At 73.7% G+C, this 18,071-nt stretch carries 14 protein-coding genes; 4 read left to right on the top strand and 10 right to left on the bottom strand.

Translation table 11 applies throughout. From position 1 onward, the window contains the following. Positions 1-26: 26 nt before the first annotated feature. Positions 27-770, top strand: a complete 744-nt coding sequence (locus ACFYYR_RS20765; RefSeq protein ID WP_388855274.1) for a PaaX family transcriptional regulator C-terminal domain-containing protein — start codon at positions 27-29, stop codon at positions 768-770. A gap of 72 nt (positions 771-842) precedes the next feature. On the opposite strand, the gene ACFYYR_RS20760 is transcribed toward ACFYYR_RS20765, so the two are convergent. Continuing rightward, a complete protein-coding gene (locus tag ACFYYR_RS20760) occupies positions 843-2,618 on the bottom strand; it encodes a hypothetical protein (RefSeq protein ID WP_388855271.1) in 1,776 nt (591 codons plus the stop codon). Positions 2,619-3,227: 609 nt separating this feature from the next. On the opposite strand from ACFYYR_RS20760, the gene ACFYYR_RS20755 reads away from it, so the two are divergent. After that, the gene (locus ACFYYR_RS20755; RefSeq protein WP_388855268.1) at positions 3,228-4,433 is read left to right on the top strand and encodes an acyl-CoA dehydrogenase family protein; all 1,206 of its coding nucleotides are present in this window, start codon (positions 3,228-3,230) and stop codon (positions 4,431-4,433) included. A 322-nt stretch (positions 4,434-4,755) separates the two neighbouring features. Here ACFYYR_RS20755 and ACFYYR_RS20750 read toward each other — a convergent pair whose 3' ends face one another. The 8 genes from ACFYYR_RS20750 to ACFYYR_RS20715 all read right to left on the bottom strand — a co-directional run bounded on the left by ACFYYR_RS20750 (position 4,756) and on the right by ACFYYR_RS20715 (position 13,175). Then, on the bottom strand, positions 4,756-5,406 hold the full coding sequence (locus ACFYYR_RS20750) for a response regulator (protein ID WP_388855265.1): 651 nt from the start codon (positions 5,404-5,406) through the stop codon (positions 4,756-4,758). A gap of 1 nt (position 5,407) precedes the next feature. Further along, a complete protein-coding gene (locus tag ACFYYR_RS20745; protein ID WP_388855262.1) occupies positions 5,408-6,592 on the bottom strand; it encodes a sensor histidine kinase in 1,185 nt (394 codons plus the stop codon). Positions 6,593-6,597: 5 nt separating this feature from the next. Further along, positions 6,598-8,808 (bottom strand): MMPL family transporter, encoded by a 2,211-nt coding sequence (locus tag ACFYYR_RS20740; RefSeq protein WP_388855260.1) that lies wholly within the window; start codon positions 8,806-8,808, stop codon positions 6,598-6,600. A gap of 294 nt (positions 8,809-9,102) precedes the next feature. Then, on the bottom strand, positions 9,103-9,690 hold the full coding sequence (locus tag ACFYYR_RS20735; RefSeq protein WP_388855257.1) for a GAF domain-containing protein: 588 nt from the start codon (positions 9,688-9,690) through the stop codon (positions 9,103-9,105). A 41-nt stretch (positions 9,691-9,731) separates the two neighbouring features. Beyond that, the gene (locus tag ACFYYR_RS20730) at positions 9,732-10,352 is read right to left on the bottom strand and encodes an ATP/GTP-binding protein (RefSeq protein WP_388855254.1); all 621 of its coding nucleotides are present in this window, start codon (positions 10,350-10,352) and stop codon (positions 9,732-9,734) included. Further along, on the bottom strand, positions 10,330-10,707 hold the full coding sequence (locus ACFYYR_RS20725; protein ID WP_388855251.1) for a DUF742 domain-containing protein: 378 nt from the start codon (positions 10,705-10,707) through the stop codon (positions 10,330-10,332). Before ACFYYR_RS20725 ends, ACFYYR_RS20730 begins: the two co-directional genes overlap by 23 nt. Before the next feature lie 2 nt (positions 10,708-10,709). Beyond that, on the bottom strand, positions 10,710-11,162 hold the full coding sequence (locus ACFYYR_RS20720) for a roadblock/LC7 domain-containing protein (RefSeq protein ID WP_351512395.1): 453 nt from the start codon (positions 11,160-11,162) through the stop codon (positions 10,710-10,712). Positions 11,163-11,204: 42 nt separating this feature from the next. Then, positions 11,205-13,175 (bottom strand): ATP-binding protein, encoded by a 1,971-nt coding sequence (locus ACFYYR_RS20715; protein ID WP_388855248.1) that lies wholly within the window; start codon positions 13,173-13,175, stop codon positions 11,205-11,207. A gap of 169 nt (positions 13,176-13,344) precedes the next feature. On the opposite strand from ACFYYR_RS20715, the gene ACFYYR_RS20710 reads away from it, so the two are divergent. Next, entirely contained in the window at positions 13,345-15,264 is a 1,920-nt protein-coding gene (locus ACFYYR_RS20710; RefSeq protein ID WP_388855246.1) for a transketolase, read from the top strand. A gap of 188 nt (positions 15,265-15,452) precedes the next feature. On the opposite strand, the gene ACFYYR_RS20705 is transcribed toward ACFYYR_RS20710, so the two are convergent. Continuing rightward, entirely contained in the window at positions 15,453-15,626 is a 174-nt protein-coding gene (locus ACFYYR_RS20705) for a hypothetical protein (RefSeq protein ID WP_388855243.1), read from the bottom strand. A 167-nt stretch (positions 15,627-15,793) separates the two neighbouring features. On the opposite strand from ACFYYR_RS20705, the gene ACFYYR_RS20700 reads away from it, so the two are divergent. Next, positions 15,794-18,022 carry a hypothetical protein gene (locus tag ACFYYR_RS20700; RefSeq protein WP_388855240.1) on the top strand — a complete coding sequence of 743 codons (2,229 nt, stop codon included), beginning with the start codon at positions 15,794-15,796 and terminating at the stop codon, positions 18,020-18,022. Positions 18,023-18,071: the final 49 nt, after the last annotated feature.

Below are 18,071 nucleotides of genomic sequence, written 5' to 3'. Positions count from 1 at the left end.
TGTAAGAGAGCGGGGGTGCGATACGGATGGACGGCACGGGACGCGCCGGGCTGCGGCCGCTGACCGCCCGCTCGGTCGTGCTCAGCACCCTGCTCGGCCACCACCCGCCGCTGCTGCCCGCCCGCGCCCTGGTCCGGGTCGGCCGGCTCTTCGGGATCGCGGAGGGCACCGTCCGCGTGGCGCTCTCCCGCATGGTCGCGGCCGGCGACCTCGAACAGCGCGACGGCGGCTACGCGCTGACCGCCCGGCTGCTGCACCGCCAGGCCCGCCAGGACGACGCCCGCAGCCCCCGCACCCGCCCCTGGGAGGGCGCCTGGGAGATCGCCGTGGTCGCCCCCGAGCCCCGGCCCGCCGCCGAACGCTCGGCGCTGCGGCAGGAGATGACCGCCCTGCGCCTGGCCGAACTGCGGGAGGGCACCTGGCTGCGCCCCGCCAACCTCCGCCGGCCGCTCCCGCCCTCGGTCACCGGGCCGTGCACCCTGCTCACCGGCCGCCCCGACGAGGATCCGGCCGCCCTCGCCGCGTCCCTGTGGGACCTGGCCGGGTGGGCCGACCGCGCCCGCGCACTGCACGCCGCGCTGGAACAGGCCCCGGACCCGGCCGGGGAGTTCACCGCGGCCGCCGCGATCCTGCGCCACCTGATGGCGGACCCGCTGCTGCCCGCCGGACTGCTGCCCGCCGACTGGCCGGGCGACGCCCTCCGGGCGCGCTACGAGGTCTTCCACGCGGAGATGCGGGCCCTGCTCCAGGAACACACGGCGACGCCTTGACCGCTGCCGCGCCGCGCGGGGTTCTCCGATGACGGGGCCGGCGGCACGCCGGGCCGACCGCCGGGCGTGCGGTCAGCCCGCGGCGACGCCGTCCAGCGACTCCATCCGGCGCTCCAGGGCCTGTACCGCACCGGGCCGCGGGCCGGGCACCGCGCGCCGCATCTCCAGCAGATGGTGTGCCAGCCCGCGGGCCGCCGCCGGGTCCGCCACCTGCTCCCAGCAGTGGTGCGCGCGGTCCACGGCGGCCACGACGTCCGCCGCCTCCGCGGGCTCGCCGCGCTGCATACGGGCCGAGGCCGCAGCCGTCCAGAGCTCGCAGGACCGGACGAAGTCACCGGCGAGACGCGCGAGATCGGCCCGCACCTCCAGCCAGTGCACGGCCTCCGCGGACGCCGCGCCGTACAGCCGGAGTGCCTGCTGCTCCCAGGCGGCGGCCATCGCGGCCGCCTCACCGTGCCGCCCCTCACGCGCCGCGGCGAGGATCGCCGGGTGCGGGTCGGGATCCGCGGCCGGCCGCGGGGGGTGCTGCACGGGCGCCGGGGCCTGGGCCGGGGCGCCCGTGCCGGGGCCTGCTGTGCCGCTGTCGGCGGGCGGATGCGCGGGCGTGGCCGGTGCCGGGGCGGCCGTGGTGTGGGCCGCGCCGGCCGCCGACGGATACGCACCGGTGTGCTCATGAGGCTGCGGCGGAGCCGACGCGCCGCCGTACGGGCCGGGTCGGGGCGGAGCGGGCTGTGCGTGTGCGGGCTGGGCGTGTACAGGTTGGGCGTGTACGGGTTGGGCGTGTACGGGTTGGGCTGGTACGGGCTGGGCGGACGCGGGCGAGACGTACGCCGCTCCGTGTCCGTCGGTGCCGTGGCCCTGCGCGCCCCGGCCGTTCGGAGCCTGCCCGTTCGGCCCCTGGCCGCTCACACCCGGACCGCTCACGCTCTGCCCGTTCGGGCCCTGGCCGTTCACTCCGGGGCTGCTCCCGGCCTCGCCGTTCGTGCCGCCGCCCTGGAGATATGCCGCGGTGCCCGCGCTCCCGGTGGCCTCCATGCCGTTGGCGCCTCCCGGAGCCGCGACGTGTCCGGGAGCCGGAGCCGGGCCATGAGCCGCGGGGTACGCCGTGCCGGGGGCGGAAGGGGGCGCTGTGGCGGCAGCCGGCGCCGGGAAGGTGCCCGTAGCCCCGTACGCCCCGGCGCCCCCGTCCTCACCCAGCATCAGATGTGTGCCGTCGAGGAGCCCGGCCATCGCCGCCGCCCGGCGGTGCACGTCCTCCAGCGGTGGCCGGGACGTGGCGGGCCGCAGGATCTCGGAGACCGCCCGGCTGTACTCCGGGGCGGCGACCGACCGGCGCTCCGGCGGGGGAGCCACGGTGCCGAACAGCCGGACCCCGTCGGCCCGCAGGGTGTCGGGGAACGCCCGGAGACGGGACCACGCGGCGGCGTCGGCCACCAGATCGGCCAGCATCGTCGTGCTGCCCGCGGGCCGGTGCTGGAGTTCGGCGGCCAGCCAGTGCCAGGGAAATCCGGTGTAGCGCACGGTGGTGGCGGTGGTCCGTGCCAGGGCCAGGTGCGGCAGTTGCTGCTTGCGGTCCAGCGTCAGCTGCCCGATGAGGTGGATCAGCAGCGGCCCGGGGAAGGCGGCGGCGGTGCGCAGCCGGGTCAGCACGACCTGGGGGTCGGCCGGGTCCACCAGTTCGACGACGCTGGCTCCGGGCGTGCCGGTGAGCACCCGCGGAGGCACCGCCGCCAGCGCCGGAAGGACGGCGGCAGGGTCCATCAGACGACCCTTGCCGACCGGGGCCGCCGCAATGAGCAGCGCCGCCCCCGGAACCGTTACCGCCGTCTCGTCACCGTTGATCGCCACACGCTCACCGTATCGCCCCCCGGCTCCGTGGCAGCCGGGTCATCCGGGAACGTACGCGGGCGGGTGGTTCGTCGGGGGCTTTGACGACGCTTCGGCCCTCTACGGTCGTTTGTTCCTTGTTCTGGCCTGATTCGGACTGGCGATCGGCGTTTGACGGGCTCATCGCCGTGTTTGCGGCGCGCGGACTCGCGGGTGCGCTCCTTCGGACATCCGGGCGCCCTGATGGCGCGGCCGAAACGCACAGCATCCGGAGCGGGAACGTTCGCCGGCCCGCCCGCGTCGGTCCGAGGGCCCGGCCGGCCGCCCCCGATCGGGTGCGGCACTCATGGCAATTGCCTGGTGGGCAGGCCAATGGCGAGGTCGCGGCGGCCGGATCGCAACGGTCCTCCGGCGTCCGCCGAGTGTCTGATGCGCAATCAAAAGTCTTGCCGCATCGCACAGTTGAGTCACGAAGGCAACACGGAGGGTTTCGGCCAAAGGGGTTAAACGATCTTGGCTGTCACCGTTGGGTTGTAGACGATGTTGCGGTCGGCGAACCTTGTGCGGGTCGCTGCCGACGAACGACCCCGCGCCCAGAGGGCGCCTGGGGAAGCGCGGAGGAGGCTCGTCGTGGAACGCTTGTTGGCTCATGGCCATCACCAGGATCTGCGCGATCGCGTGCACGCATTCGCGGAACGCGAAGTACGGCCCCGAATAGCCGCGATGGAGGCTTCTCGCAGCGTTTCCCACGAGCTCTCGCGGCTCATCGCCCGGCAGGGCTGGATCGGCGTGACCGTCGACGAGGAGTACGGCGGCATGGGCGCCGGGCACCTGGCGAAGACGATCATCATCGAGGAGCTCGCCCGGGTCAGCGGAGCCATGGGCGCCATGGTCCAGGCATCCCAGCTCGGCACAGCCAAGATCATCCACTATGGCAACGATGTCCAGCGGAAGACCTGGCTGCCCCGCATCGCCGCCGGCGAGTGCCTGCCGACCATCGCCGTGACCGAGCCCCAGTCCGGCGGGCACGTCCTCGGCATGGAGGGCACCGCCGTCCGTGACGGCGACGACTACGTCCTCAACGGCCGCAAGGTGTACGTGGGCAACAGCCACGTCGGGGACCTGCACGGCGTCGTCGTCCGCACCCGCCCCGGCTCGCAGGGGCTGTCCGCCTTCCTCGTCGAGACCGGCACCCCGGGGTTCTCGCTGGCGGAGCAGCAGCCCACGCTGGGCCTGCACGGCTTCAGCTTCGGCGAGCTGGTCTTCGACAACTGCCGGATCCCCGCCGCGAACCTGCTCGGCGAGGAGGGCGACGGCCTGAATGTCGCCTACTCCTCGAGCATGCTCTACGGGCGGGCGAACCTCGCCGCGGTCTCCCTCGGCATCCACCAGGCGATCCTGGACGAGACGACCGCGTTCTGCCTGCAGCGGGAACGGTACGGCAAGCCGCTGGCCGGGCTCGGCTCCATCAAGCTCAAGCTCGGCCAGATGCAGTCCCGTCTGATGACCGCACGGCTGGCCGCCTATCACGCGGTGGACCTGCTGGACCACGGCCTGCCATGCGACGCGGAGCTGATGAACGCCAAGCTGGTCAACGTGGAGTACGCGCTGGACTCGGCCCGCAACGCCATGGAGATCCATGCGGCCTGCGGCCTGTACACCGACCGTCCGATCGAGCGCTATCTGCGCGACGCCTTCCACATCTTCGCCCCGGCCGGCACCTCGGACGTCCAGCTGCTCCGCCTCGGCGAGGTGGCGATGGGCGAGGCCAAGGGCGAGTGGTCGGAGTGCCTGTCGGACGTGGTGCGGATGGACCGGATGCGGAAGACCGCCTGAAGTGTGAGGGGGGCTCGGACCCGGCGGGCGTCCCGGTCCTCCTCACGGGAGGTCGAAAACGTCGTACGGCCGGTACCCCCGGGGCCGGCCCGAGCCGACCGAGACCGTGCCGACCGAGACCGAGACCGGGCCGACCGAGACCGTGCCGGCCCGAGCCGACCGAGGCCGTGCCGACCGTCGGGCAGGGAGGCGCCGGGGCAGCCTCGACCCTGCGGTGCCCATCGCTCAGTGGGCGACAGGGGCGATAGTGGGCGGCAGCGGGATACGGCGGCAGCCCGAGTCCGTCGACGTCCTGCTGCCGCGCGGGCCGCTGGGAACGCATTCATCCGGAGCGCTGACATCGGTCCAGCAGCCCGCGCTCGAGGGCCACGACCACCGCGTGCGTGCGGTCCGTCACGTCGAGCTTGGCGAAGACCCGCAGCAGATGTGTCTTCACCGTGGCCTCCGAGATGACCAGCCGTCGGCCGATCTCCGGATTGGACAGCCCGTCGGCGACCGCGCTCAGCACATCGGCCTCCCGCGGGGTCAGCGTCACGGGCGCCGGCTGCCGCATCCGGGCGACCAGCCGCTCCGCGACCCGCGGGGCCAGGACCGTCTCGCCCCGGGAGGCGGACCGGATGGCGTCGACGAGCTGGTCACGCGTGGTGTCCTTGAGCAAGTAGCCGATCGCCCCGGCCTCCACCGCGCGCTCGATCTCCGCATCGGTGTCGTATGTGGTCAGGATCAGCACCCGGGTCCGTGCCCGGCCGGCGACGATCTCGGCGGTGGCACTCGTCCCGTCGAGGACGGGCATGCGCAGATCGATCAGTGCCACATCGGGGTCCAGTCGCTCCACGAGTTCGACCGCCGCGCGGCCGTCGCCGGCCTCGCCGACCACGTCGATGGCGGGCTCGGAGGCCAGCAGCGCGATGACGCCGGCGCGCATCACCGTGTGGTCGTCCACCACGATGATGCGGAGCGTGTCTTCCGTCATGTCACACCTGACCGTTCGCGGGAATCACGGCGAGGACGCGCGTGCCGTCGCCGACCGAGCTGGTGACCGTGAGCTCGCCACCGAGCTCGGCGAGACGCTTGCTCATCCCGTTGAGCCCGAAGCCACGGGAGTCCTCGACCACGAAGCCGCGGCCGTCGTCGGTGATGTCCAGTTCGACCCCGTGTGCGTGCGCTGTGAGGACGACATCCACCGTGGAGGCGGCAGCGTGCTGACGGACGTTGGCCAGGGATTCCTGGGTGCAGCGCAGCAGCGCGATGCGGGTCGGCTGGTCGCACTCGATGTCCGGCAGCTCCGCGGTGACGGTGAGGCCGGTGTCCTCGGCGAACCGGTCCAGGGTCCGGCGCAGTGTCCTGGCGACCGAACCGGGAGCGACACCGCTCCGCGGGGCGGAGCCGACGAGGACACGCGCCTCGGCGAAGTTCTCGCGCGCCGTGTTCTCGATCGAGAGCAACTGCTGGGCGCTCCTGCCGGGATCCGTGCGGAGACCGGAGCGGGCTGCTTCCGCCAGCACGATGATGGACGCGAAGCCCTGGGCGAGGGTGTCGTGGATCTCCCGCGCGAGCCGTTCGCGCTCTTCCGTGGCGCCCTGCAGCCGGTGCGCCTCGGCCAGGCGCCGTTGGGCGCTGTCCAGTTCGGCGCTCAGACGGCGGGCGCGCTCGTCGCTCTGCTCGATGATCCGGACCACTCCCAGTCCGAGCAGCACGCCCGCCGCATAGCCGATGACGGTGAAGACGATATTGCCGCTGAGGAAGTCCGCGTGCCCGCCGAAGTGGAGGACGACGCCGGCAACGGTGCCCGCGGCGGCGACGCCACTGAAGGCGATCGCGTGCCGCGGGTTCCTGGCGAAGAGCCAGAAGTGCGGGAGCGACACGATGAACAGTGCCGCGCCGTCGCCACGCACCCAGGACATGCCGCCCAGGCCGAGAGTGAGCACTGCCAGGAAGGTGGAGGGGCGCAGCACGGGATTGCCCGGTAAGGCCAGCACGATCGCGTAGCAGAGGACGATCACGGCCGGCAGCGCCATCGACCAGTACTTCGTCGTTCCGGTGTCCCCCAGCACGGAGATGATCGGGGGGCATACCCCCAGGAGCACCCAGGAGACGGTGTACCACCGGCGAAGGGTCCGTATCCGGAACCGGTCGTTGGGCTGCGGCCGCTGAATCATTCTCGTCAGCCTACGGTTTCCCGCGGTCCGGCAGCGGGAACGGCGGTCCGTCCCCGTCGCGCCGGGCGGGACGGCCACCATGCCCGCTCGCCGAGGAGCAGCAGCAGCGACGGCAGGACCAGGAGCCGGATCACCACGGCGTCCAGCAGTACGGCCACCGCCAGGCAGAAGCCCATCTGCTTCATCTCGGTGAGGTGCAGGGCGACGAAGGCGCCGAACACCGTCACCATCACGATCGCCGCGCTGGTCACCACCTTGGCCGACCGGCTGATGCCGTCCAGAACGGCCTCGCGGGCCGGCATCCCGTTCTGCAGGGCCTCCTGGATCCGGCTGACCACGAACACCTGATAGTCCATCGACAGGCCGAAGAGGATCACGAAGAGGAACAGGGGCACCCGGGACGCGATCGCGCCGAGCGAGTCGAAGGCCAGCAGGCCCTCTGCCCACGTCCCCTGGAAGAAGACCACCAGCAGACCGAGCGAGGCCCCGGCGGACAGCAGATTGAGGACGACGCCGGTCAGGCCGATGACCACCGAGCGGAACGCCCACAGGGTCATCAGGAAGGTGACCAGGAGCAGGAACCCGATGACCAGGGGCAGTTTGCCGTTCTCGTGGTCCACGTAGTCGCGGCCCCGGGCCACATCTCCGCTCACCGCCGTCTCCACGCCGGACAGCCTGCCGACCGAGGCAGGCAGATGGACCTGACGGATGCGGTCGAGTGACGCGGCCGCCTCGCCGGAGGGCGCGGGGAACGGAACCGCCAGCTCCAGCACGCTGATCCGGCCGTCGGCCGACGTACGCACCCTCGGCTCGGTGTCCCGCGCGAACAGCGGATCGGCCTGCGCCCGTCGGCCCAGGTCCCCCAGAGCCCGCTGCACCTCCGCGGCGCGGTCCGGTGTGGAGCGGGCAACGACCTCGTGTGCGACCAGGAGCTCCGGGAAGGCCGCGGTCAGCCGGTCGTAGGCCTGCATGGCCGGGATGTCGCGGGAGAAGGTGTCCCGGCCCGGGTCGACGAGCCGCAGACCCAGCGCGGGCGCCGCCAGGGCGAGCATGACCAGTACCGAGACGCACAGGGTGAGGGCGGGGCGCCGCTGCGCGGGCCGCAGCAGAGCGCCGGACACCCGGCCCGGTCCGGCTTCCGCCCGCTGCGCACGGACCGGCTTGCCGCGGCTCGCCCGGCGGGCGGCCCTGCGGGCCGCACGGCGCTCGGTCCGGTGGCCGATCTTCACCAGGAGTGCGGGAAGGACGGTCAGGGAGCTGACCACGGCGACGGCCACGACGAGGATCGTTCCCGTCGCCAGCGAGGAGAAGATGACGTCCGTGGCCAGATACAGGGTGGCGGTGGAGACGATCACGGCGAGGCCGGAGACCACGATGGCCCGGCCCGCGGTCGCCGCGGCCAGCTCCACCAGGGCCGCCGAGCCGAGCCGACCGCCGGCGCGGGCGCGTTCCTCGCGTTCCCGCTTGAGGTAGAAGAGCGTGTAGTCGACGCCCACCGCCAGGCCGACCAGCAGGATCATGTTGGTGCCGACCCCGGGATCGGGCAGGACATGAGACGCGATCATGGACAGTCCCAGGGCGGCGGCGATCGAGGAGAGCGCCAGCAGCAACGGCACACCGGCCATCACCACCGAACCGAAGACGACCAGCAGGGTGAGGAGCGTGACCGGCAGCGTGATGCGCTCGGAGAGCGTGAGGTCCTTCGCCCGCTGGTCATTGACCCCCTTGCTGATGGAGGGGGAGCCGGTCTCCTCCACGACCAGGCCCGGGTGGCCGGCGCGCACCTTCGCCGTCTGTTCGAGGAGCGGGACGACGTTCTTCCTGCCGTCCAGCTCAGGGCCCTTCAGGACCACCGGGACCCGGAGGACCTCACCGTCCTCGGAGCGGACCGGGGCCCCCACCCTGTCCACCTCCGGCAGCTTCCGCACGCGCTCGGTCAGTTCGCGGGCCACGGCATCGGTTTCGCCCGTGTCCGGCGTTCCGGACCTGGCGTAGATCATGATCTGCTCGGTGGGCCTGCGCTGCAGGCCTCCTTCGGCCGCCATCGCCTCGGCGCGCCCCGCCTCACCGACCCGGAAATCCTCGCTGGTGGCTCCGTGGGAGCCGACCGCGATGCCGGCGCCGAGACACAGAGCGACGAACGCGAACCAGCCGGCGATCGCGCGCCCCGCGTGCCGGGCGCTCCATCGGGCTATCCGCACAGGGAGTTGACTCATACCCGGGATCCTGGTCGGCCGGGTGCGGTGCCCGGCACGTCCGGCCGGTTGAACTTCGGGTCCACCGGTCAGTGGACGGCTGGGTGGGGTCACCGCCACCACCGCCGCCCGCCGTGCATGGCGAGGGCACCGCGGGACGGCCCGAACGGCCCGCCGGCGAACCCGGTCCCTGTCCGGGGCCCCAGGCCCCGGACACCGTGGAGCCGCGCCGGGGGATCCCCGGAGAACCGTACGGAGATGCCGGGCGGTCCCCGGGCTGCCCGGAGGCGTCGGGGACCGGACGGGTACGGGCCTTCAGGCCCCGGGCTCCTGCCGGTGGATCCGCCCGACCAGTTCGGCCGCCATCGACTTGATGGTCTCCAGCCCCTGCCGCCCCCAGGGGCGGGGCTCCTGGTCGACCACGCAGACCGTGCCCAGCGCCATCCCCGTCCGGTCGATCAGCGGCGCCCCGAGGTAGGAGCGGATGCCGATCTCGTCCACCACGGGGTTCCCCGCGAACCGCGGGTAGTCGCAGACGTCCTCCAGCACCAGGGCCTTGCGCCGCACTATGACGTGCGGGCAGTAGCCGTGGTCCCGCGCCATCACCCGCCCGGGCTGCTGCTGTTGCGGCACCGGCCCCAGCTCGACCCCCGACCGGCCGTCCCCCGCGGTGTAGAGGCCCGCGAAGTACTGACGGTGCTCGTCGATGAAGTTGACCATCGCGTACGGCGCCCCGGTGATCCGGGCGAGCTCCCGCGCGAAATCGTCGAACTCCGGGACGGGGGTGTCCCCGAGCCCGAGCTCGCGCAGCCGGGCCACGCGGGCCGTCGCTCCGGCGTCCTCCGGGGTGAGCAGCAGATGGCCGGTCGGGTCGTAGGGCGTGAAGGGGGTGGGGGTGGACATGGAGGCTCCGTTCGGACTGCGGATTCGGCTGCGCCGTCGGGTCAGCGCAGCGGGTCGGGCTCGGCCACCGGGGAACGGGCGGCAGAGCTGATCAGATGCTGGACGAGTGCCATCAGGACCCGGGTGCCGGAGTTGCACTGCCGGGCGTCGCAGAGCACGACGGGCACCTCCGGTCTGAGGTCCATGGCCATGCGGACCTCCTCCGGGTCGTAGTGGAAACCCCCGTCGAACTCGTTGACCGCCACGACGAATCCGATGCCGCGGCGTTCGAAGAAGTCCACCGCGGCGAAGCACTGGTCGAGCCGGCGGGTGTCCGCCAGGACGACGGCACCGAGCGCGCCGTTCGACAACTCGTCCCACATGAACCAGAACCGCTCCTGGCCGGGCGTGCCGAACAGGTAGAGCACATGGTCCGCGTCGAGCGTGATCCGCCCGAAGTCCATGGCGACCGTGGTGGTCGTCTTGTCCTCGATCCCTTCGAGGCTGTCGGTCCGGGCGCTGACCTGGGTGAGCAACTCCTCGGTGCTCAGCGGCTCGATCTCGCTCACCGCACCCACGAGGGTGGTCTTGCCCACCCCGAAGCCCCCCGCTATGAGAATTTTCAGCGCGGTGGGAAAGGGGTCCGCGGTGGGCGCGAGGTCAGAGCCGTTTGCGAAGGCCATGCAGGACCGCCTCCAGAAGATCTCGGTCGGTCGGGGAAGCCGCCTCGACGGTGCGGGGCGCCCGGGTGGTGAGCGCCCCGCAGTCCACGAGGTCGGACAGGAGGACTTTGGTGACGACGGCGGGGAGCCGTATGTGGGCGGAGACCTCGGCCACCGACATCGGGCCGCCGCAGAGCCCGAGCACCTGGTCGTGGTCGGGGCCGAGATGGTTGCCGGGCCGGGCGCCGGTGGCCATCACCAGGGTGAGCAGGTCGAAGTGCGCGGTGGGACGGGTGCGCCCGTTGCTGACGGTGTACGGCCGGATCAGTCGTCCCGCCGCGTCGTCCAGCCACATCCCGTCCCGCGCGTCCGCCATCCTCAGAGCCCCGCGTCGTGCGGGGATCCGCCGGCCGGGGGCGCGCCGACCGGCTGCCGTGCGGGCGTGGCCAGATACGGGCGGACGCTCTTCACCAGCATGGCCATCTCGTAGCCCAGTACGGCCGCGTCGGCCTCGCGTTCCGCCATGACGGCCAGACAGGCGCCGGAGCCGGCGGTGGACACGAACAGCAGCGTGGTGTCGAGCTCGACCACCACCTGCCGTACCTCGCCGCCGTCGCCGAACCGCAGGCCGGCGCTGCGGGCGAGGGAGTAGAGGCCGGACGCCAGGGCGGCCATGTGGTCGGCGCTGTCGGTGTCGAGGCCGTGGACGGCCTTCACCAGTCCGTCGGAGGACAGCAGCAGCGCATTGCGAGTGTGGGGTACACGCTGGACGAGGCCGGTCAGCAGCCAGGACAGGTCCGTGGACTGGCCGGTGCGCATGTCGCTCACCATGAGGGTGGTCTTCTCCTTGGGGAATGAGTTGGAGCCTGCGGTTCAGCGAGAGCGGTCGGCGTGGCTCTCGTCGGGTGCATCGGGAGCCTCGGCAAGACTGACGCCCCGCCGGAACGCGGCCATCAGGTTCGGGTCGTGCTCCGCCTCCTGCTCACTCCCCGTGCTGCGAGCGGTCGGCGCGTCCCGGAGCTCCGGGACGATGTGCTCCTGGCGGCGCCGGCGCGGCAGTTGCGGCCGCTCCCCCCGGGCGTCGGCAGGGTGGACGGGACCGCGGTCGCGGTGCGACGGCGGCTCCGGGGCCTGTGCCGGGCTCGGCACCGGGCCTGAGTGCCGCGGCGCCGGCCGGGGCGGCTCGGCGGCGCGGGCGTGCTGCTGCGGGATGGGTGTGGGCATCGCCAGCGGCTGCTGCTGTCCGGCCCCCGGCTGCGGCGCTGCCGGTCGGGGCACCTCCGCACGGGGCACCTCCGCACGGGGCACCTCCGCATGGGGCACTGCCGGACGGGCCGGGGCCGGTCGGACGGGTGCCTCCCGGACGGGCTTCTCCCGGACGGGCAGTTGCGGGACGTGCCCCGGCGGGACCGGCGGCTGCGCGGCCCCGGGTGCTGCCCGGTGCGGGACCGGAGGCGGAGACGCCGCCGGGCTCCCCGCGGGCCCGGCCGGGCCCGCGGGCTGCACCGGGGGAGCGGACGGCGCCGGGGCGGCGGGCGGCAGCGGGGACGCGGCCGGCAGCGGGGACGTGGCGTCGTGCGATGCCGTTCCCGCCGGTGCGGCGGCCGGGGTGCTCTCCCCGGGCTGGTCGCCCAGCAGGCTCTGGGGAAGCACCAGGACCGCCTGGATCCCGCCGTAGATGTTGCTCTGCAGCTGGACGGCGATGCCGTGCCGGCGGGCGAGTGCGGAGACCACGAACAGGCCGATGCGGCCGTCCCGCAGCAGTTCGCCGACGTCGATCCGGTCGGGGTCGGTGAGCAGCGCGTTCATCCGCAGCTGCTCCTCACGCGGCATGCCCAGACCGCGGTCCTCGACCTCGACCGCCAGCCCCGCGGACACCCGCTGGGCGCGGAGCAGGACCTGGGTCTGCGGAGCGGAGAACACCGTGGCGTTCTCGACGAGTTCGGCGAGGAGGTGGATGACGTCGGCGACGGCGTGGCCGCGCAGGGTGCCGTCGATCGGCGGTACCAGCTTGACCCGGGAGTACTGCTCGACCTCGGCGATCGAGGAGCGCAGCACCTCGGTCATGGTGACCGGACGGCTCCACTGGCGGCGGGAGATGGCGCCGCCGAGCACGGCGAGGTTCTCGGCGTGCCGCCGGATGCGGGTCGCCAGGTGGTCGACGTGGAACAGACCCTTGAGCAGGTCGGGGTCCTCGACCTCGTTCTCCAGCTCGTCCAGGAGCTCGATCTCCCGGTGGACCAGGGACTGGAGGCGGCGGGCGAGGTTGACGAAGACCTCGACCTTCTCCTCGCTGCCCTCGGACTTGCCGCGGACGAGCTGGGCCGCCTGCACCACGGCCGTCTCGGCCTGGCGCTGGGCCAGGGCGAATTCATGGGCCAGCAGATCGAGGGAGTCCCCCGAGGGCTCGGGGAGGGGGGCCTGGGGGCGGGGCTGGAGGCGCTCACCCTGGCCCAGACGCCGTAAGAGGTCGTGGAGGTCGGCCTGGCCGCGGGAGCCGGCCCGGCGTAACGCCGTGTACCGGCGGGAGGTGGCGCGGGCCTCGGCGTTCGCGGCGACCGCGCCGCCCGCCAGGGCTCCGCAGCCGAGGGCGGCGGCTCCGGCCAGCACGCCCCAGGTCGTCCCGTCCGCGAAGCCCTCCTGGGAGCGGAGGACGAAGACCGTCGTGGCGGTGGACACGGCTCCGACGCATAACGCGGGGAGCACGGCCAGACGCTGCATCCGGGATCTGATGGCGGAGTCGGCCGCCCCGTCCTGGGCCGGTGATCTGCCGTGCCTCTTCCCCGTCGGCGCCGTGGGCCGGCGCGGCTCCGGTCGCGCGGCATGGGTGGGGGGTTCAGGCATCGCAGTCCTCTCGATCAGCCGGCACGGACACCGGGGCGCAGCACCGCAGGCTAACCGTCAACACGCGTACATAAACGGGCAGTTGGTTGCTTCGCTACCCTACGCCACCCTCATTAGGGCTAGGTAATCGCACAGAGGTCGGAAACGGTACCGAATATCGGTTCCAGGCGTGGCGTGGGGATTGATCCGCATTTCCCGGTGTGGAGGCCCGTCGGTGGGGTACTCGCGGCAGTCCCGAGTGCGGAGGAGCGCCATGGACCTCGAACAGCTGCGGGAGCTCGGCCGGCAGCTCCGCGTCGACGCGGTACGCGCCGCCGACGCCGCGGGCTCCGGTCACCCCACCTCGTCGATGTCGGCGGCCGACCTCATGGCCGTACTGCTGGCACGCCACCTGCAGTACTCCTTCGACCGGCCGGAGCACCCCGGGAACGACCACGTGATCTTCTCCAAGGGGCACGCCTCGCCCCTGCTCTACGCCGCGTACAAGGCGGCGGGCGCGATCCCCGACGAGGAGCTGCTGACGTTCCGCAAGGCCGGCAGCCGGCTGGAGGGCCATCCGACCCCGGTGCTGCCCTGGGTCGACGTGGCCACCGGCTCGCTCGGCCAGGGGCTGCCCGTCGGCGCGGGCGTCGCCTGGGCGGGCAAACGGCTCGACCGGCTGCCGTACCGGGTCTGGGTGCTGTGCGGGGACAGCGAGCTGGCCGAGGGCTCGATGTGGGAGGCGTTCGAGCACGCCGGCCACGAGCGGCTCGACAACCTCACCGCCGTCATCGACGTCAACCGGCTCGGCCAGCGGGGCCCCACCCGCCACGAGTGGGACCTCGACGCCTACGCCCGGCGCATCCAGTCCTTCGGCTGGCACACCGTCGAGATCGACGGTCATGACGTCACCGCGATCGACGAGGCGTACGCCGAGGCCCGGAGCACGGCCCTGCGGCCCACCGCGATCATCGCGCGGACCCGGAAGGGGAGCGGCGTGCAGGCGGTCGAGGACCGGGAGGGCTTCCACGGCAAGCCGCTGCCGGACGCCGCGGAGGCCATCGCCGAACTGGGCGGCATCCGGAACCTGACGGTCGAGGTGCAGCCACCGCCCGAGGTCCGCGCCCCCCAGCGGCCCGCCACCTCCCTGGAGCTCCCGCGCTACGACCTCGGCTCGAAGGCCGCGACCCGTACGGCGTACGGCCAGGCGCTGGCGGCGCTCGGCTCGGCGCGCGAGGACATCGTGGCCGTCGACGGCGAGGTCGGCGACTCCACCCGCACCGAGTTCTTCGGCAAGGAGCACCCCGACCGGTACTTCGAGTGCTACATCGCCGAGCAGCAGCTCGTCGCCACCGGGCTGGGCATGCAGGCCCGCGGCTGGGTGCCGTTCGTCGCGACCTTCGCGGCGTTCCTCACCCGCGCCCACGACTTCCTCCGGATGGCCTCGGTGAGCCGCGCCCGGCTCGCGGTCGTCGGCTCGCACGCGGGGGTCTCCATCGGCGAGGACGGCCCGTCGCAGATGGGCCTGGAGGACCTGGCGATGTTCCGGGCGATCCACGGCAGCACGGTGCTGTACCCGTGCGACGCCAACCAGACCGCCCGCCTGGTGGCCGCGCTGGCGGACCGCCCCGGGGTCGGCTACCTGCGCACCACCCGCGGCGAGACCCCCGTCGTCTACGGCCCCGACGAGGAGTTCCCGGTCGGCGGCAGCAAGGTTCTGCGCTCCTCGGACGGCGACCGGGTCACCCTGGTGGCGGCCGGGGTCACCGTCCACGAGGCGCTGGCCGCGGCGGGCGCGCTCGCCGAGGAGGGCATCGCGGCGCGGGTGATCGACCTGTACTCGCTGAAGCCGGCCGACACCGCCACCCTGCGGGCCGCCGCGGAGGTCACCGGCTGCCTGATCACCGTCGAGGACCACCACCCCGAGGGCGGTCTGGGCGACGCGGTGGCCGAGGCCTTCGCCGACGGGCGCCCGGTGCCGCGGCTGACGCGGCTCGCCGTCCGCTCGATGCCCGGCTCGGCGACGCCGGACGATCAGCTGGGCGCGGCCGGCATCGACGCCTCGGCCGTGGTGGCGGCAGCGCGGCGCCTGGTCGACATGGCGAAGTGAGGCGAGAGGGCGGGCCGGAGGGACAGGGCTGACCGAGCCGCCGGACCTGCCGCGTGGCCGGGTCGGCGCCGTGCGGCTGAGTGGTCGGGCGGCTGGGCGCCTGAGCAGCTGAGCGCTCGGTACCGACGGCCGGTCCCGGGCCCGGATGAGGGCCCCCGGCAGGCGACGGCCCCTTCGCGGTCCGGGGGTCAACCCGCCACACGCGCCAGGAAGTACGCGAGAAAGGCCACGACGGCCAGCCCGATGACGATCACCGGTGCCCACTCGCCCCAGTGCGCCGCCGGGGCACGGCCGGCCCGCCGTGGCCCTCTTCCGGCGCCGGGCGGCCTGCCGGAGCCGGGCGGCGGAGTCCTGGTGTCCATGAGCTCCGGGTAGGCGTCGGCCGGCCGTTCCAAACCTCCGTTCCGGCCCGGCGACCCCGTCGGCGTACGGATCCCGCGCCGTGTCTCACCCGCTCGGACCCCACCACTGGCCGTCCCGCCCGGCACCTCCGAGGGTCGAGGGGTGGGGAGACCGCGGAGAGGGGACCATGAGTCGCACGCCCGTACCGGCGCCGGTCGGCAGCACGGCGCTGTCCCGCCAGCCGCTGCGCCGCCGAGCCGTGCGCTGGACGGCCTGCGCCGTCCTGGTGATCTCCACCGTCGTCCTGGTCGCGGCCGGCACGGTGCGCAGCACCGCCCTCAACCGCGGCTACTACCAGGACGTGCTCGACGAGCAGCGGGCGTACGACCGGCTCTACGACGAGGTGCTGGTCGACCCCGAGTCCTCCGACGTAGCCCAGCAGCTCCTGGCGCGGTTGCCCGTACCGCAGGGCGTGGTCACCTCCAACCTCAGGACGGTGCTGCCGCCCACGGCCGTCCGGGCCCTGACCGACCAGCAGATCGGGAACGCCGTCGGCTATCTGCGCGGCGACCGGCCCGCGCTGCGGATGACGGCCGATCTGGAACCGGTGCTGGCCAACCTGGGTGACCTGATCCGGATCTACTTCGGGGACCTGTTCGAGACGGTGGAGGAACAGCCCGTACCCGGCCTCGACGGGCTCGCGGCGGAATTCGGCCGGGGCTCCGGTCCGGAGCGCGGCCCGGACGGACCGCATGGATCGGCCGGAGGACCGCAGGCGTCGGACGGCGTCGGGCAGCCCGGGGGCCGGGGCGTCACCGACGGCCGGCATGCGCAGCACGGCTCCGGGGCAGCGCGGGCCGTCGCCGACCTCGACCGTCCCAGTGCCGAGGGGCTCGCCCTGGTGCGCAAGGCGCGGGCCCTCACCCTGCTCGGACTGGGGCCCGGCCAGACCTTGGCGGTGTTCCTCGGCGTCCTGGCGCTGCTGGTGTTCTGGGCCGCCTCACCGGGCAGCGTCGCCCGCCGGCTGACCGCGCTCGGTGCCGCCCTCGCCACCGGCGGGGCGCTCGCCGCGGTGGCCGTGGGCACCGGCCGGCTCTTCGCCCCGCACGCCATGGTCGCCCCCTCCCCGCACTGGCCGCGGTCACTGGCCCGGCTGGTCGAGGACGTGCAGACCACGGCCGCCGACCGGCTGATGACCGCCGGGCTGCAGGCCGCTGTCGTGCCCTTGGCCGCCGGGCTGCTGCTGGTCGCCACGGGCCAGGTGTGGGGTGCCTCCGGGCGGCGCCGGGCCGGGGCGGTGACGCCCCGTTCGCCCCGGGTCTGGGCCGTGACGGCGGGAGTCGCCGTGCTCGGCAGCCTGGGCGCGGCTCTCGCGCCCGCGGCGATGGGCGGTTCCGCGCCCCGCCGCTGCCAGGGCTCGTCCGCGCTGTGCGACCGGCGTTACGACGAGGTCGCCCAACTCGCCGAGTACAACGCCGTGCCGACCCCCGAGGCCCGCTTCATCGGCCCGCTCCAGGACCCCGGCATCACCGGCCGGCTCGACGCCGGCGTCCGCGCGCTCCTCATCGACACCCACACCTGGGAGACGCCCCGCGAAGCGGCCGGACGGCGGGAGAGGCCCGGCCTGACCCCGGGCAACCGGAACGGCCTCTCCCCTCGCATCGAGCGGCTCAACCCGCCCCGCAGCGGACTGTGGCTGTGCCCGTCGGTCTGCCGCGGCGGCGCGGTCGCCCTGGTTCCGGCGCTCCGGCGGATCGGGATCTGGCTGGAGGCCCACCCGACCGAGGTCGTGACGCTGATCGTGCAGGACGGCACCGGTGCCGAGGACACGGTCCGGGCGTTCCGCGAGGCGGGTCTGGAACACCTGCTGTACGCGCCGGACGACGACCCGGGGCGGCCCTGGCCGACGCTGGGGGAGATGGTCGACAGCGGACGCCGGCTGGTGGTGTTCGCCGAGAAGGCGGACGGCCCCGCGCCCTGGTACCGCAACTTCCACCGCTACGGCACGGAGACCCCGTACGCGTTCCGCAGGCCGCAGGACGTGTCCTGTGTGCCGGACCGCGGCGGCCCGGACAAGCAGCTCTTCCTCCTCAACCACTTCGTCACCGCGGGCGGCGGCAGCCGGCTCGACGCGGGTGAGGCCAACAGCAGCCGCCGGGTCCTGGCCCGGGTGCGGGCCTGTGAGCGGCAGCGCGGCCGGCCGGTCACCTTCATCGCCGTCGACCACACCACGATCGGGGACGCGCGGGGCGCCGTGGACGCGCTCAACACGGCCCGCTCGACGGCACCCGTGACGGCGGGTCCGACGGACGGCACGACGGCCGCGGGGCCGTCCGGCGCCGGCCCGGCGGACCGCGCCGCCGGGGACGCCGCCATGGACGGGGACGGAACGGACCGCGCCGGAACGGGGCGTTGACCCACCATCGTCGGCGTACCGGCGTACCGGCGTACCGGCGTACCGGCGT

The organism is Streptomyces sp. NPDC001922, from assembly GCF_042891165.1.
Classification (GTDB): Bacteria; Actinomycetota; Actinomycetes; order Streptomycetales; family Streptomycetaceae; genus Streptomyces.
Note: the sequence above shows the minus strand (reverse complement) of the source record. Positions and strands in the feature narration are given on the sequence as shown.

Excerpts from the sequence above, each read along its gene's own strand:
- ACFYYR_RS20765 (WP_388855274.1), top strand. The coding sequence starts at position 27 with ATGGACGGCACGGGACGCGCCGGGCTGCGGCCGCTGACCGCCCGCTCG.
- ACFYYR_RS20750 (WP_388855265.1), bottom strand. The coding sequence starts at position 5,406 with ATGACGGAAGACACGCTCCGCATCATCGTGGTGGACGACCACACGGTG.
- ACFYYR_RS20745 (WP_388855262.1), bottom strand. The coding sequence starts at position 6,592 with ATGATTCAGCGGCCGCAGCCCAACGACCGGTTCCGGATACGGACCCTT.
- ACFYYR_RS20740 (WP_388855260.1), bottom strand. The coding sequence starts at position 8,808 with ATGAGTCAACTCCCTGTGCGGATAGCCCGATGGAGCGCCCGGCACGCG.
- ACFYYR_RS20735 (WP_388855257.1), bottom strand. The coding sequence starts at position 9,690 with ATGTCCACCCCCACCCCCTTCACGCCCTACGACCCGACCGGCCATCTG.
- ACFYYR_RS20730 (WP_388855254.1), bottom strand. The coding sequence starts at position 10,352 with ATGGCCTTCGCAAACGGCTCTGACCTCGCGCCCACCGCGGACCCCTTT.
- ACFYYR_RS20725 (WP_388855251.1), bottom strand. The coding sequence starts at position 10,707 with ATGGCGGACGCGCGGGACGGGATGTGGCTGGACGACGCGGCGGGACGA.
- ACFYYR_RS20720 (WP_351512395.1), bottom strand. The coding sequence starts at position 11,162 with ATGGTGAGCGACATGCGCACCGGCCAGTCCACGGACCTGTCCTGGCTG.
- ACFYYR_RS20715 (WP_388855248.1), bottom strand. The coding sequence starts at position 13,175 with ATGCCTGAACCCCCCACCCATGCCGCGCGACCGGAGCCGCGCCGGCCC.
- ACFYYR_RS20705 (WP_388855243.1), bottom strand. The coding sequence starts at position 15,626 with ATGGACACCAGGACTCCGCCGCCCGGCTCCGGCAGGCCGCCCGGCGCC.
- ACFYYR_RS20700 (WP_388855240.1), top strand. The coding sequence starts at position 15,794 with ATGAGTCGCACGCCCGTACCGGCGCCGGTCGGCAGCACGGCGCTGTCC.